Raw genomic sequence first — 14313 nt, 5'->3', positions numbered from 1 at the left:
TCCCCGCATCATCAGAAGAACAGTGACGGATCGCCCGCCCGTTTGGTCAGGCGACCGTTTGCCATAATGCCCATGGTTTCCAGCCAGCGTTCAAACTCCGGCGACGGGCGCAGGTTCAGCAACTGGCGCACGGTCGCGGTATCGTGGAATGCGGTGGTCTGATAGTTGAGCATGATGTCGTCGCCGAGCGGCATGCCCATGATGTAGTTGCAGCCAGCGGTGGCGAGCAAAATCATCAGGTTTTCGTTAAGGTTCTGGTCAGCATCAGCATGGTTGGTGTAGCAGCAGTCGCAGCCCATCGAGATGCCGCTCAGCTTGCCCATAAAGTGATCTTCCAGACCCGCGCGAATAATCTGACGGTCGTTGTAGAGATACTCTGGCCCGATAAAGCCCACCACGGTGTTCACCAGGAACGGATCGTAGTGCCGCGCCAGCCCGTAGTTACGCGCTTCCATTGTCACCTGATCGGCGCCGAAGTTAGCGCCAGCGGAGAGTGCAGAACCTTGTCCGGTTTCGAAGTACAGGCAGTTTTCCCCGGCGATACGGTTGAATTCAGCGCCTACGGCGCGCGCTTCATCGAGCATTGCCAGCTCCACGCCGAACTCTTTTAAACCTTTCTCGCTGCCGCAGATACTCTGGAAGATCAATCCACCCGGCGCGCCGCGACGAATCGCTTCAATCTGGGTGGTAACGTGCGCCAGTACGCAGCCCTGGGTCGGAATATTGAATTTATCGATAACGCCGTACACGGTATCAAGCACGCGGCTTAAGTTTTCCACGTCATCCGTTACCGGGTTTACGCCGATCACCGCATCGCCCGCCCCGAAAGACAGCCCTTCATAGATTTGCGCCGCAATACTCTGCACGTCGTCACGGGTGTCGTTCGGCTGCAAACGGCAGCTAAAGGTGCCCGGCAGCCCGATAGTGGTGTTAGCTTTTTTGATCACCGGCATTTTCTTGCCGCCGTAGATCAGGTCCGCGTTGGAGCAGATTTTTGCTACCGCAGCGACCACTTCCGACGTTAACCCTTTGCGCGTAAACGCAATGTCATCAACAGAGGTTTCATCGCTCAGCACGTACTCGCGCAGCTCGCTGATACTCCAGTTTTTGATGCGGTTATAGGCCGTTTCGTTGACGTCATCCTGAATCAGACGCGTCACGCAGTCCTCTTCATAGGAAATCACCGGGTTATTACGGATATCCGCTACCGTCATTTCCGACAGCACCTGCTTGGCCGCCACGCGTTCCTGCGAACTGGTTGCAGCTACCCCTGCCAGCACATCCCCCGAACGCAGTTCGTTGGCTTTGGCCAGCACCTCTTTAACATCCTTAAACTGATAAACATTGCCGAACAATGTGGTCTTTAGTTTCATAAGTCGTTCCCTCAGGAAGGAAATGCGAGTGATTTCACCGTCACCGGCACAACCGATCCGCCAAAAAGAGGCGTACCAATGTCGATATAGTCCCCCGCCCGGACAACCACCTCATCGATGACCGCCAGCGGGTGTTGCTGTAACTGTGGGCGTAACAGCATGCCCAGGGCTTTACCAAAATCCTGCTCGGCTACCACCAGCAGGGGATGCGGATTCGGATAGCGCGCGACAAAGGCCAGCAGCGCATCAATTACCGTTAACAGCGCTGCGTAGCGCACCGGTAGCGAACCGGGCAGCGCCAGCACGTAGGCGTCCGTTTGCGGATCCAGATCGAGCTGCATCAACGCCTGTTGCCAGGCAGCCACCAAATCAGCCTCATCAACCGGAATCGCCACCGGCAGATTGCGCAGCGGAAGCGCCACGCCTTCCAGCCAGATAGTGCTGCCCGAAAGCGACAGCGTATGCGCCCCGGCGCCAATCACCGTGGCGCGCACGGTTTGCGCCGGGAACTGCACGTTCATCTCACGCAGGCGCGGATGTTCATGCAACGCCGTGGCGAGCAGCGGTCCAATGTCGGAAAAACAGAACGGATCGGCAGGTTGGTTGCGGTAGCACTCGCCCACCCCGCCGGACAACGTAATCACTTCCGGTTTCACGCCCGCAGGCAGCAGACCGGTTTGCATCAGCGCCTGCGCCAAAGGTGAAAGCGTGCCGTCAATCACCTCCACAATCAGCGCCGCCATGCGTCTTGCTACCTGGACCAGTTGTGAGGCGTTGAGCGTTCGGGCGTCAAAGCCCGGACCAAATACGTCATCGACAATCATCTGTCCCGGCTGATGCGCATGCACCACGCGCCCCTGACCGTCGGTTTCCAGCAGTCGCCCACCGACGTTCAGGCAGGCCGAACCGCTGACCTTTCCGGCGTCGAACAACACATAGTTCGACGTCCCGCCACCGATGTCGATATTCAGTACACGGCACAACTTCTGCTCAGACAGCGTTTGTGCGCCCGCACCGTGACCGGCGATCACCGACTCCAGGTGCGGACCGGCGCTGGCAACCACGAAGTCCCCCAGCGACTGGGAGAGCGTCATTACCGCCGGGCGGGCGTTGCGGGTTTTGGCGCTTTCGCCGGTGATGATGATCGCCCCGGAATCAACAGCTTCAGGCTTGATGCCCGCCGCCTGATACTGGGCAAGGATCAGTGCCTTAAGTTCAGCCTCTTTCAACCCGCCCTGCTTATCAACAGGGGTGAAGAACACCGGGCTTTGCCAGCTAATTTCGCGTTTGATGAATTCGTAGCGCGGCACCTGCGACACTGCCGCACGGTTAACCAGCTCAAGGCGCGAGAAGATCACCTGAGTGGTGGTGGTGCCGATATCGATACCGACGCTCAGTAGCTGGCGAGTGTTCACGATTGCGCCTCCGGGTTGGTTTCCACTTCTGCTGGCACATCTTCATCTTTCGGTACCAACAGCATAGCCACACCAATCGCCGTCACGCCGCCAATCAGCTTTCCGACAATCATCGGGAAGATCATGGCGTTCATGTTGGCAGCGGCGAAACCTAAGTGGTCACCCAGCGCGAAGGCCGCGGAGACCGCAAACGCGCAGTTGATCACTTTGCCGCGGGTATCCATATTCTTCATCATGCCGAACATTGGGATGTTGTTCGCCAGTGTCGCCACCATGCCCGCAGCCGCAATGTTATTGACTTTTAACAGGTTACCGACGCTCATCAGCGGTTTTTCAAACCAGCGGGTCAGCAGCAGCACCATCGGGTACGCGCCGAGCAGTACACAGGAGATAGAGCCGATAACTTCGATGGCGCGCATCACTTCACCCGGCTTGTCGCCCGGCGCCATGAAAATAGGGTCCAGACCCGGGATCAGCTCCCAACCAAGCAGGAATTTGATGACTGCCGCCGCCAGACCGATGGTGATCAGCGCCACCAGGAATTTCGCGAAAATCTGGAAGCCGTTGATCATTTTTTCCGGGATGAATTTCAGACCCAGCGCCACCAGCACAGCCACGATCAGCACCGGGATCATGTTCATCAGGATTAGCGCGAAGGTGAACTCCACCGGCTGACCGTTGATTTCAACGCCGGAGTACATCGCTATCAAACCACCCGCAATACAACCAATCGGAATGGTGACGATACCGGCCAGCACGCCCAGCGCCAGATAACGACGGTCGGACGGTTCAATAATCCCCAGCGCAACCGGAATGGAGAAGACCAGCGTCGGCCCCATCATCGCCCCAAGGATCAGGCCAGAGTACAGCCACGCCGCAACGTCGCCACCCGCCAGTTCTTTCGCCAGGAAGAAGCCGCCCATGTCGCACGCCAGCAGCGTTCCGGCAAACATCGACGGGTTCGCGCCCAGCATTTCGTACAGCGGAATAATCACCGGACCGAGCACATGCGCCAGTACCGGTGCCAGCGCGGTCATACCGACCATCGCCAGGCCCAACGCGCCCATCGCCATAAAACCTTCTTCAAACTGACCGCCCGATCCCTCAATACTCTTACCGAACTTACCGAGGAAGCGCGCTGAACCGCCAAACTGCGACAGGATCCTGTCCACGGCGGCAATCAGCATAAAGAACATCATGATGTACATGATGATTTCGTTAATTCCCATAGCCCCTACTCCCTGTCATTTGTGATTTGTAGGCCGGATAAGACGTTTACGTCGCCTCCGGCATTAACGCCGTGTTATTGCCGGATGGCGGTGCGAGCACCTTATCCGGCCTACAGGCATTACCCAGCAGCCGCGTACAGGTCGATAATCTGTGCCTGTGTGGCGGTGCGTGGGTTACTGCGAATACAAATATCCTCCAGCGCGGCGTCAGCCCATGCGCTGTAATGCTCGGGCTTTGCCCCAACGTCGGAGAGCCGTCTGGTCTGGCCCACTTCGCTAATCAGCTCGCTGACGGCGTTGATGGCATCGCGATCGTCCGACTTCTTGTTGGTTAACGCCCGTCCGATATGGCTGAAGCGCTCACGACATACCATGCGGTTGAACCCCATTACCGTGGGCAGCAGCATGGCGTTAGCCTGCCCGTGCGGAATGTGCAACGTCGCACCCGGCTGGTGGGCCATCGCATGGCACAGGCCCAGCCCCGCGCTGGAAAACGCCATCCCGGCCATACAGGAGGCCAGCAGCATGCTTTCCCGCGCCGCCAGATCCTGCCCATAGCCAACGGCCTTCGGCAGCGATTTGCCGATCATCGCAATCGCGCCAATCGCCAGGCTGTCGGTAAACGGCGTCGCGTTCAGGGCGCTATACGCTTCAACGGCATGCGTCAGCGCATCGATCCCGGTCATCGCCGTGACGTGTGCGGGTACACCTTCCGTTAGCGCGGCGTCAAGAATCGCCACATCCGGCATCAACGACGCATGCGCCAGCACTTTTTTAAGTCCGGTTGCAGCGTCGATAATCACCGTGACGTTAGTGGTTTCCGACCCCGTTCCGGCGGTAGTTGGTACGGCAATCAGCGGCAAACGCGGGCGTAACACGCTGCGCTCATCCATGTCAGCCAGGGTCTGCGTGGGATTAGTCACCAGCAACGCCACTGCCTTAGCGGCATCCAGTACGGAACCTCCGCCAAAGGCCACCACGCCGTCGCACTTCGATTCACGCAGTTGCGCGACCGCGGCGCAGACATCCGTAATGCACGGTTCGCCCACCGGGCACGGCCACAGCGTCATCGCCACACCTTTCATCGCCAGGCTACGCTCCAGCGCGGCGGTCATTCCCGCCTGATGCAGGAAGCTGTCGACCATGACAAACATATGCGTCAGTCCGCGCGTTTGTGCTTCCTGTCCGCAGGTACTGAGCGCTCCCAGTCCACATAACGTAACCGGTGGAACGCTAAACGTTTTTACGCGTTGCAGATTCAGGGTGTCGAATGCCTGAAAGAGCGCGGTCTGCAATTCAGCTTGCATAGATTCCTTCCGCTTTTTCTTTTCCGCTGTTGGCAATCGCCAGCGGGGTCATAAACAGGCTGTGCTGAGGTAAATGCACCTGCAGTTCCGGGAAGCGCTTACGGAACAGCTCATCCACGCCCGGCTGCATGCAGGAACCGCCGGCCAGCCATAAATCGGTGACACCCTGCCCGGCAATATGGTGAGCCACGATTTCCGCCATTTTTTCGTAGACTGGCTTCACCACCGGCCAGATCTCCTGACCGTTGCTGCGTTTGTACTGTTCGGCTTCTTCCAGTTGGATACGGCGGTTCCCGGCCAGCGTCAGAGAAATGTGGTGCCCGCCGGTCGCTTCATCGGCGGAATAAGTCACTTTGCCCTGCTTAACAATGGCTATCCCGGTGGTGCCGCCGCCGATATCCACCACGCCAGCGTTATCGAGCTGCAACAGATCCGCCACGGCAGTCGGCTCGTCGAGCACATGACTCACTTCAAGTCCGGCTGACTCCAGCACGTTAATGGAGATTCGTGGGTCCGTTCCCGGTGGAAACGAGGTTGCCGCATGGGTAAAGCGGCAACCCAGCTGTTGTTCAAGCGTATCGAGATGGCGACGAACAATGGTTACTGCGCCGAAGAAATCCCAGACGATGCCATCGCGCACGACATCGGCCCAGTCGAGGCAAACCGCTACCGGCTGCCCGTCACCGTCGACGACCATCGACACCACATCACACGTCCCCAAATCAACGCCCAGCCATAGCGGTGATTCGCTCGCAGCAGGCGTCTGGTTGCATAGCGTGGCTGCTTTTTGCAGTCTGGGTGTCAGCCAACGTTGTTCGTCGTGCGCCATCTCTTTTACTCCTTATACAATTCTGAAGGCGTCCACCAACACACAGCGACGCAGACGCACAAACGTACGCGCGCTGGTTACCCCTTCCCCGGTTGGCGTGGTAATGGTCATCGTGGTCCAGCCTTCGCCGCCGAGTCCCAGACCGGCAATACACGGCCCGTTCTTGACGAAAATGCTGGTATCAATGGCGTTCGCCATGCGGTTCATGTTGTCGATATTGCGTGAGTGCATTGCCGCCGTATGGTGGCAGCCGCCTTCCAGCTTGACCGCCAGTTCAATGGCTTCATCGACGTTAGCGACCCGCACGACCGGCAGAACCGGCATCATCAGTTCGGTGACGGCAAACGGATGCGTCGCGGAGGTTTCGACGAATAACAGCCGGGTTTGCTCCGGTACGTTCAGACCAATCGCCGCAGCGATTTTTCCTGCGTCGCGCCCTACCCAGTCACGACTGACCGTGCCTTTACCGCGCTCATCGATATTTTTCAGCAGCACTGGTTGCAACTGTTCAGCCTGGGCCGCGGTCAATTTCACCGCATGCTGGCTTTCCATCAGACGCATCAGCTCATCGGCGACGCTGTCGACCACAATCAGCACTTTTTCGTCGGCGCAGATAATGTTGTTGTCAAACGACGCGCCTTTGACGATCGACTGCGCCGCGCGGGCCAGATCGGCGGTTTCATCCACCACCACCGGCGGGTTACCCGCACCGGCGGCAATCAGACGTTTGTTGGTGTGTTTACGCGCGGCATCCACTACGGCTTCGCCACCGGTGACGACCAGCAGGCCGATGCCTGGGTACTTGAACAGACGCTGGGCGGTTTCGATATCCGGATTGGCAACGGTAACCAGCAGGTTTGCCGGACCGCCTGCAGCGACCACCGCCTGGTTAAGCAGGGTGATGGCGCGCTGAGAAACTTTTTTCGCCGCCGGATGCGGCGCGAAGACCACGCTGTTGCCAGCTGCGATCAGGCTAATGGCATTGTTAATAACGGTTGCGGCCGGGTTGGTGGACGGTGTCACCGAGGCCACCACGCCCCACGGCGCATTTTCAATCAGCGTCAGGCCGTTATCGCCGGTCAGGACCTGTGGAGACAGACATTCCACTCCCGGCGTGCCGCGTGCCTGCGCAACGTTTTTGGCAAATTTATCCTCAACGCGTCCCATGCCGGTTTCTGTGACGGCAAGTTCCGCTAATTCTCTGGCGTGCTTTTCGCCCGCCTCACGTAGCGCCGCGATAGCCAGTTGGCGCATGGCAACGCTTTTCAGCCCTTGCTGGGCCAGTTTTGCTGCCGCCACTGCGTCATCCAGGGAGGCAAAAACGCCCATTTCTTGAACGGCACTGACGGGTTGGCTGCTGTCTTTCATTTTTAGCAGTACCGCTTTCACGACCTGTTCAATATCCTGTTGATTCATGATTTTCTGCCTTATTTATGGAAGATCACCTGACCACCTGCCACCACTTCATCGACAATGCCAATCACGCACAGATCGACAGGTGATGATTCGTTACGGTGCGCCTGACGGGCTGAGCTTCCGCTGACCAGCAGCACCCACTCTCCGGTTCCCGCCCCGATGCTGTCGATAGCAACAGCACATTGCCCATCGGGATTACCCTGGGCATCAATCATTTCCACCATCAGCAACTTGTCGTGCGCGAGCCCCTGATGGCGTACGGTACAAACAATTTGTCCTGTGACGATTGCCAGTTTCATACGCGCCTCCGTGGCATATTTCAGGTAAAACCTCCCCCTACCCTCCGCAGAAGGTAATGTGAAAAGGAGAGAGGGTGACGCCAGCAATACAGTCTGTGGCGTCACATGGACGACTTACATGTCGTTGCTGTCGCCTTTAAAGCTGATCGGGAACACTTCTTCCAGATCGCCATGCGGACGCGGGATCACATGTACGGAAACCAGCTCGCCAATACGCTGTGCAGCCGCAGCACCTGCGTCCGTTGCGGCTTTGCATGCCGCTACGTCGCCACGGACCATGGCAGTGACCAGACCGCCACCGATCTGCTTCACGCCAACCAGTTTCACGCGTGCCGCTTTAACCATTGCGTCAGAAGCCTCAATCAGTGCAACCAGGCCCCGGGTTTCAATCATTCCTAATGCTTCCATTGTGTTTTCCTCTCATTAAGGGGTCCAGAACGGGACCTAAACAACCAGTGTTTGTGAGGCGTTTTCACGACTCACGTCAGTCTGGCGCGGCACTGCTGCCACCAACGCCAGTTCGATAATTTCCTGTACGCTACAGCCGCGAGAGAGGTCATGAAGCGGTGCGGCAAGCCCCTGGATCAGTGGCCCGACTGCACGATACCCTCCCAAACGCTGGGCGATTTTGTAACCAATATTGCCTGCTTCAAGCGATGGGAAGACCATCACATTGGCATTACCCTTTAACGGACTTGCAGGCGCTTTTTGCGCGGCGACATCCGGAACAAAGGCGGCATCAAATTGCAGTTCGCCATCCACGATAAGCTGCGGCGCACGTTCACGAACGATCTCCGTGGCCTGCTGCACGTTAGCGACGTTGGGGTGACGGGCACTGCCATTACTTGAAAACGACAGCATGGCCACGCGCGGCTCTTCACCGGTAATTGCCTGCCAGGTCTGCGCGCTGGCAATCGCAATATCCGCCAGCTGTGCAGCGGTGGGCTGGGGTACGACGCTGCAATCGGCAAAGCCTAATGACGGTCCGAGATACTGCGGCAGCATCAGAAAAATCGACGACAGCGTTTTACAGCCCGGCTGTAGCCCAATAATGCGTAACCCGGCGCGCAGCACGTTTGCTGTTGACGACAGATTGCCGGCAATACAGACGTCAGCTTCTCGCGCGCTGACCATTGCCGCAGCGAACATCAGCGGATCATTGAGCTTTTCCAGCGCATCGGCTGGCGTTTTATCTCCCGCGCGGGCCAGCCAGCGCAGCGCAAACTCTTCGCGCATTGCCAGATTGCTTTGCGGATCGATAACCTGGATACCATCCATCGCCACCCGATGGCTGAGAGCAAACTGGCGCAAAGCAAATGGGCTGGCGACAAGAATGGGGCGTGCCAGACCGTGCTGATGCAGATAATTCGCGGCTTTCAGCACCCGGACATCCAGCGCATCCGGGAACACCACCCGAGCAGGGGCTTGCTGGGCGAGTTGACGAGCACGTTCGATGATCATGGCTTCTCCCCCAGTCGTTGTTGAATTTGGCTAACCGTCAGCGGATGTTTCGCCACGCTCAGAATCATCATCACGTAGACCGTACTGGAAAGGCGATTGAGCGCCTGCATGATGTCCGGTCGTATAACTTCAAAACTGCGGGTAATGAAGACCTGAGCCGCCACCGTCTCCGTTTCACGGACTTTGGTACGCAGCAGATTCAACAGCGCACAATCACGTCCGTGGCTGGCCTCAGGCACCAGATGATCGTGATCCAGATAGCGCAGCGGATGATGTGAAAGCCGGTGTAAATCTTCGTCGCTCAAACCGACGATAGCTTGTGCTGCCAGCGGCTCGTCCATAGCATCGGCGCGCATAATATTGCCCAGGCGCGAACGGATATCCGCCAGCCACGGCTGCCACGGTTCCGCCAGATCGATCTGCAACCACACGGCCAGCGCGATGGTGCTGTCCAGCGCGGCGCGAAATCCCAGACGTGGATCACTTTTGGCGACCATCTTGTCAGCCGTCAGATGCGTCAGCGTGTCTGGTTTCTTCGCCACCGGTTGATGACACAGTTCGCAGCTGGCCTGTGGATGGGTATCGCTGCTGGTTAAACCATGCACCGGCTGCGGCTGCTGTTGTTCGTCATCAATAAACAGGCTGCCCTGCTCGTCGATAAACTTAATGCGCAGATGTCGGCTTTCCAGTAATTCCCGGGCAGACGGCGTCAGGCGAGCATCAGCGGGGAGATGAATTTCAGCCCCCTCGCTGAGCGTATGATTCGCTCTGAGCCATGCTTCGGTAATGAAATCCTTCATACATCCGCCTTAGCAGGACTGCCAGTTCGCAGGCCAGGCCACATACAGAAACTTCACCGTCGATGGCGTACCAAATTCAATGCTGGAGCCTTTCGGGATAAACATGACGTCCCCGGCTTTAGCAATCATGGTTTCGCCTTCGTGGCGAACGTGCAGCTCGCCTTCCAGAATCATGTCGATTTCGTCGTAGTTCAGCGTCCATGGGAAAAAGGCGTTATCCCACTGCATGAACCCGGCGGCCATACTGCTACCGTCCTGGTCGGTCACCAGATCGGTTAAGCCAACGCAGTGTGGTTGTGCGCCGTCAAAACGCCCAAACTTCACGCTGCTACCGTCGATGACTTTGACGCCGCCTTTGCCGGTGACCGATTTAAAGCTCGGCTGCATTCCGCCCTGCTCCAGCGACTGTTTCTCCTTCATGACTTTGTCCATCAGCTGCGCGACCAGGCTTTCGGTAAATTGCCCTTCGGGCAATTGCGCAATGATGGTTTCACGAATGCGCTGGCTTTCCGTTTTGCCATCATCCACCGCAGCCGGTGCAGCAGCGGCGGCAGTTGGCGCGGATTCGTCGCATTCACGGATAGTGACGCCCAGCAGCTCCGCCACTTCGCGTGCCTCCGGGGTGATGATGCTGGCGCGCAGAACAACCGACATTTCCTGTTCGCCGCGTGCGTGGGCCGCACGAATATCGTTAGCTGTGATGAGTTTTTTCACCTGCCCTTTCCTCCTTTTGGCTGAGCTCAGTCAGATAATCCACCAGGTGCTGCACGCTGCGCGGGTCATGGCTATTGAGCTCGAAAATCGGCTCATGAAACCCCATCCCGCGAAGTAGTTGTCGCGTTGCGGCGACGTCGGCATCCGGCATGTCCGTTTTGCTGATAACGGCGATTTGTCGTTTACTGGCGCCGATATCCAACAGCCCGGCAGGTAAGCGACTTTCTTTATCATTTGCCGCGTGTATATAAATCAACGTATCGACATCCTGCAGCGTGGTAATTAAGGCGTGGTACCAACGCGGATGGCTAAAATATTCCCCAGGCGTGTCGATATCGCCATTTTCATTAAACTCAACGGCCTGTGTTTTTCTGGCGAGGGAATAATTCCCCTGTAGCGCATTAAAGAGCGTTGTTTTCCCCGCGCCCACCGTACCGACAAACGCAATACGTTTCATCGCCGCCTCTGATTAACTTTTTGTCAGGTTGCACAACGTGAAATTTAATAACCGACCCAGACCGCTCACCGTCTGTAATAGCGCTTCTTCTACCGCGCCTACCGAGCCATAAATCACCAGCGCCCCGCTGAATCTATCGAGAAAGCCGATATGTACATCCGCCGCTTTCATGGCTAAATCACCGGCTATCATCGCGGTTTCGCCTGGCGTCAGCGTCATAATGCCGATGGCGCCCGCTTCGGGAACGCCGATCTTTTTCGCCAGTTCTTCGCCAGGGTGCGCAATGAGATGCGCCAGCGTGACCTGTTTCCCCGGCACAAATTCCTGAATGATGCGTTCTTTTTCCATTGCTCACCGCCTCCGCTAAAACTGCCCTCATCGTGGCAATTTTTTGTCAGAGTAAATAACAAAATTCGGCAACCAGGTTTAAAAGGTGAAGTGGATCACTAAGAAAAGGAAAATAAAAAGGCGCGGGAGGTACCCGCGCCAGAAATAATTAAAGTGAAATTACAGCGGCTGTGTTTGAGCTTCTACAACGGCCAGCGCCACCATATTAACGATACGACGAACAGAGGCGATCTGCGTTAATACGTGAACCGGTTTCGCTACCCCCATCAGCACTGGGCCGACCGTTACGCCTTCGGAGCTGGAAACACGTAGTAAGTTGTAACTAATACGAGCAGCCTCCATATTCGGCATCACCAGAATATTCGCTGAGCCTTTCAACGGGCTGTCCGGCATACGGTCATTACGGATACTTTCCACCAGCGCGGCATCACCGTGCATTTCACCGTCAATCATCAATTCTGGCGCACGCGCCTTAATCAGCGCCAGCGCTTCACGCATTTTGCTGGCCGACGGACAGTTTGATGAGCCAAAGTTGGAATGCGACAGTAATGCCACCTTCGGTTCAATACCAAAGCGACGTACGGTTTCTGCCGCCATCACGGCGATTTCAGCCAGTTGCTCCGGCGTAGGGTCATCGTTGACGTAGGTGTCGGCGATAAAGGTGTTACCGCTTGGCAGCAGCAAAGCGTTCATCGCTCCGGCCGTATGCACGCCTTCGCGGTAACCAAACACCTCTTTAACTACGCTGAAGTGCTCATGATAGTCGCCAATCGTACCGCAGATCATCGCATCCGCTTCACCGCGCTGCACCATGATCGCACCGATCACCGTGGTGTTGGCAATCACCGCACGCTGCGCCTGCTCCTGGGTAATACCACGGCGCTTCATGATCTGGTAGTACTCGCTCCAGTACTCTTTAAAGCGCGGATCGGACTCATTGTTAACGATTTCAAAATCGACACCGGCTTTGATCTGCAGCCCCAGTTTCTGGATACGCATTTCGATCACGCTCGGACGACCAATCAGGATCGGCTTCGCCAGACCTAAGGTGATCAGCTCCTGAGTCGCATGCAGCACACGCGCCTCTTCCCCTTCCGTCAGCACCACGCGCTTCGGCGCTTTACGTGCCTGGGAGAAAATCGGCTTCATGAACAGGTTGGTTTTGTAGACAAATTCGGTCAGCTTATCGATATAAGCGTCAAAGTCAGCAATCGGACGCGTCGCCACACCGGAGTCCATCGCCGCTTTTGCTACCGCTGGGGCGATTTTGACGATCAGACGTGGGTCGAACGGTTTCGGAATGATGTATTCCGGGCCAAAGCTCAGGTCCTGATCGCCATAGGCAGAGGCCACCACTTCGCTCTGCTCGGCGTGCGCCAGCTCAGCAATGGCGTGTACCGCGGCCAGTTTCATCTCTTCGTTGATGGCGGTAGCGCCGACGTCCAGCGCGCCACGGAAGATGAACGGGAAGCAGAGAACGTTGTTAACCTGGTTCGGATAGTCGGAACGACCGGTACAAATGATAGCGTCCGAGCGCACCTCTTTTGCCAGCGGCGGCAGGATTTCCGGTTCCGGGTTAGCGAGTGCCAGGATCATTGGCGCACGCGCCATCTTCTTGACCATTTCCTGGGTCAGCACTTTCGGGCCAGAACAGCCGAGGAAAATGTCTGCGCCGTCAATCACGTCATCCAGCGTACGTTTACCATCATCCACTACCGCGTAAGCCGCTTTGGTCTCCGCCATGTTCGGTTCGCGGTCTTTGTAAATCACGCCTTTGGAGTCGCAGACCACAATATTGTGTTTCTGCATCCCCAGCGCCACCAGCAGGTTCATACAGGCAATCGCCGCCGCACCTGCGCCGGACACCACCATGCGTACGTCAGAGATGTTCTTCTCCACCACCCGCAGACCGTTCAGAATTGCGGCGGTGCTGATGATCGCCGTGCCGTGCTGATCATCATGGAATACCGGAATATTCATGCGCTCGCGCAGTTTTTGCTCAATGTAGAAGCACTCCGGCGCTTTAATATCTTCGAGGTTGATGCCGCCAAATGTTGGCTCCAGAGCCGCCACGACGTTGATAAATTTATCCGGATCAAGCTCATCCACTTCGATATCGAACACGTCAATCCCGGCGAATTTCTTAAACAGAACGCCTTTACCTTCCATCACCGGTTTACCAGCCAGTGCGCCGATATTGCCCAGGCCCAGCACCGCCGTACCGTTGGAGATAACCGCAACCAGGTTGCCGCGCGCGGTGTATTTGTAGGCCGCCAGCGGGTCCTTTTCAATTTCCAGACACGGCGCTGCAACGCCTGGCGAGTAGGCCAGAGCAAGATCGCGCTGTGTTGCCAGAGGCTTGGTCGGAGAAACCTGAATTTTACCTGGTACTGGAAATTCGTGGAAATCGAGGGCGCTTTGTTTTAACTGGTCATCCATCTTGTTGTTCCTTTCACGTGTCGATCAAAAAAGTGGCGCGGGTAACCATGCTACGAGCCGCACATTATCACCTCTGTCAGCGGCCCAAACTTTGAAGGTCCCCAAACTCTCGCCATTCAAAGAAAGAATTTGTTATCAACTTATAACAGCCATGTTACCTGCTTAATCCAGCAATGCCATGCTTGTCTGCTATGCTTTTTGCGTGTGCAGCCCGCAATTTTCCCAA

At 56.8% G+C, this 14313-nt stretch carries 14 protein-coding genes; all 14 read right to left on the bottom strand.

What is annotated here, in order from left to right; all coding sequences use genetic code 11:
- Window positions 1–11 precede the first annotated feature (11 nt).
- The gene (eutB, locus tag FDW96_RS23465; protein ID WP_003038029.1) at window positions 12–1373 is read right to left on the bottom strand and encodes an ethanolamine ammonia-lyase subunit alpha; all 1362 of its coding nucleotides are present in this window, start codon (window positions 1371–1373) and stop codon (window positions 12–14) included.
- Window positions 1374–1384: 11 nt separating this feature from the next.
- The gene (gene eutA, locus FDW96_RS23460; protein WP_137366391.1) at window positions 1385–2788 is read right to left on the bottom strand and encodes an ethanolamine ammonia-lyase reactivating factor EutA; all 1404 of its coding nucleotides are present in this window, start codon (window positions 2786–2788) and stop codon (window positions 1385–1387) included.
- Complete coding sequence (eutH, locus tag FDW96_RS23455) at window positions 2785–4017, bottom strand: ethanolamine utilization protein EutH (RefSeq protein ID WP_042306909.1); 1233 nt, start codon at window positions 4015–4017, stop codon at window positions 2785–2787. Before eutH ends, eutA begins: the two co-directional genes overlap by 4 nt.
- Before the next feature lie 119 nt (window positions 4018–4136).
- A complete protein-coding gene (gene eutG / locus FDW96_RS23450) occupies window positions 4137–5324 on the bottom strand; it encodes an ethanolamine utilization ethanol dehydrogenase EutG (protein ID WP_137366390.1) in 1188 nt (395 codons plus the stop codon).
- Window positions 5314–6153, bottom strand: coding sequence for an ethanolamine utilization protein EutJ (gene eutJ / locus FDW96_RS23445; protein ID WP_137366389.1), 840 nt, complete (start codon window positions 6151–6153; stop codon window positions 5314–5316). Before eutJ ends, eutG begins: the two co-directional genes overlap by 11 nt.
- Window positions 6154–6165: 12 nt before the next feature.
- The gene (locus tag FDW96_RS23440; protein WP_137366388.1) at window positions 6166–7569 is read right to left on the bottom strand and encodes an aldehyde dehydrogenase family protein; all 1404 of its coding nucleotides are present in this window, start codon (window positions 7567–7569) and stop codon (window positions 6166–6168) included.
- An 11-nt stretch (window positions 7570–7580) separates the two neighbouring features.
- A complete protein-coding gene (gene eutN, locus FDW96_RS23435; RefSeq protein WP_003038011.1) occupies window positions 7581–7868 on the bottom strand; it encodes an ethanolamine utilization microcompartment protein EutN in 288 nt (95 codons plus the stop codon).
- A gap of 114 nt (window positions 7869–7982) precedes the next feature.
- Entirely contained in the window at window positions 7983–8276 is a 294-nt protein-coding gene (gene eutM, locus FDW96_RS23430; protein WP_003835054.1) for an ethanolamine utilization microcompartment protein EutM, read from the bottom strand.
- 36 nt (window positions 8277–8312) lie between these two features.
- Window positions 8313–9329 (bottom strand): phosphate acetyltransferase, encoded by a 1017-nt coding sequence (gene pta / locus FDW96_RS23425; protein ID WP_137366387.1) that lies wholly within the window; start codon window positions 9327–9329, stop codon window positions 8313–8315.
- Window positions 9326–10129 carry an ethanolamine utilization cob(I)yrinic acid a,c-diamide adenosyltransferase EutT gene (gene eutT, locus FDW96_RS23420; RefSeq protein ID WP_137360597.1) on the bottom strand — a complete coding sequence of 268 codons (804 nt, stop codon included), beginning with the start codon at window positions 10127–10129 and terminating at the stop codon, window positions 9326–9328. The genes pta and eutT overlap by 4 nt, the downstream gene beginning before the upstream one ends.
- 9 nt (window positions 10130–10138) lie before the next feature.
- Window positions 10139–10843, bottom strand: a complete 705-nt coding sequence (gene eutQ, locus FDW96_RS23415) for an ethanolamine utilization acetate kinase EutQ (protein ID WP_137366386.1) — start codon at window positions 10841–10843, stop codon at window positions 10139–10141.
- Window positions 10821–11300 (bottom strand): ethanolamine utilization acetate kinase EutP, encoded by a 480-nt coding sequence (gene eutP / locus FDW96_RS23410; RefSeq protein ID WP_042306895.1) that lies wholly within the window; start codon window positions 11298–11300, stop codon window positions 10821–10823. Before eutP ends, eutQ begins: the two co-directional genes overlap by 23 nt.
- A gap of 12 nt (window positions 11301–11312) precedes the next feature.
- Window positions 11313–11648: an ethanolamine utilization microcompartment protein EutS gene (gene eutS / locus FDW96_RS23405; RefSeq protein ID WP_003037995.1), complete on the bottom strand. Its 336-nt coding sequence runs from the start codon at window positions 11646–11648 to the stop codon at window positions 11313–11315.
- A gap of 159 nt (window positions 11649–11807) precedes the next feature.
- Window positions 11808–14087: an NADP-dependent oxaloacetate-decarboxylating malate dehydrogenase gene (gene maeB, locus FDW96_RS23400; protein ID WP_042306893.1), complete on the bottom strand. Its 2280-nt coding sequence runs from the start codon at window positions 14085–14087 to the stop codon at window positions 11808–11810.
- Between the last annotated feature and the right edge of the window lie 226 nt (window positions 14088–14313).

It is taken from the genome of Citrobacter sp. TBCS-15, from assembly GCF_005280815.1.
Classification (GTDB): Bacteria; Pseudomonadota; Gammaproteobacteria; order Enterobacterales; family Enterobacteriaceae; genus Citrobacter; species Citrobacter werkmanii.
The sequence above is the reverse complement of the archived record's forward strand: the minus strand, read 5'-3'. Positions and strand labels throughout refer to the sequence as shown.

Coding starts and splice junctions, on each gene's coding strand:
- eutP (WP_042306895.1), bottom strand. CDS start 11,300: ATGAAACGTATTGCGTTTGTCGGTACGGTGGGCGCGGGGAAAACAACG.
- eutS (WP_003037995.1), bottom strand. CDS start 11,648: ATGGAAAAAGAACGCATCATTCAGGAATTTGTGCCGGGGAAACAGGTC.
- FDW96_RS23440 (WP_137366388.1), bottom strand. CDS start 7,569: ATGAATCAACAGGATATTGAACAGGTCGTGAAAGCGGTACTGCTAAAA.
- eutJ (WP_137366389.1), bottom strand. CDS start 6,153: ATGGCGCACGACGAACAACGTTGGCTGACACCCAGACTGCAAAAAGCA.
- eutM (WP_003835054.1), bottom strand. CDS start 8,276: ATGGAAGCATTAGGAATGATTGAAACCCGGGGCCTGGTTGCACTGATT.
- eutN (WP_003038011.1), bottom strand. CDS start 7,868: ATGAAACTGGCAATCGTCACAGGACAAATTGTTTGTACCGTACGCCAT.
- eutT (WP_137360597.1), bottom strand. CDS start 10,129: ATGAAGGATTTCATTACCGAAGCATGGCTCAGAGCGAATCATACGCTC.
- pta (WP_137366387.1), bottom strand. CDS start 9,329: ATGATCATCGAACGTGCTCGTCAACTCGCCCAGCAAGCCCCTGCTCGG.
- eutG (WP_137366390.1), bottom strand. CDS start 5,324: ATGCAAGCTGAATTGCAGACCGCGCTCTTTCAGGCATTCGACACCCTG.
- eutH (WP_042306909.1), bottom strand. CDS start 4,017: ATGGGAATTAACGAAATCATCATGTACATCATGATGTTCTTTATGCTG.
- eutB (WP_003038029.1), bottom strand. CDS start 1,373: ATGAAACTAAAGACCACATTGTTCGGCAATGTTTATCAGTTTAAGGAT.
- maeB (WP_042306893.1), bottom strand. CDS start 14,087: ATGGATGACCAGTTAAAACAAAGCGCCCTCGATTTCCACGAATTTCCA.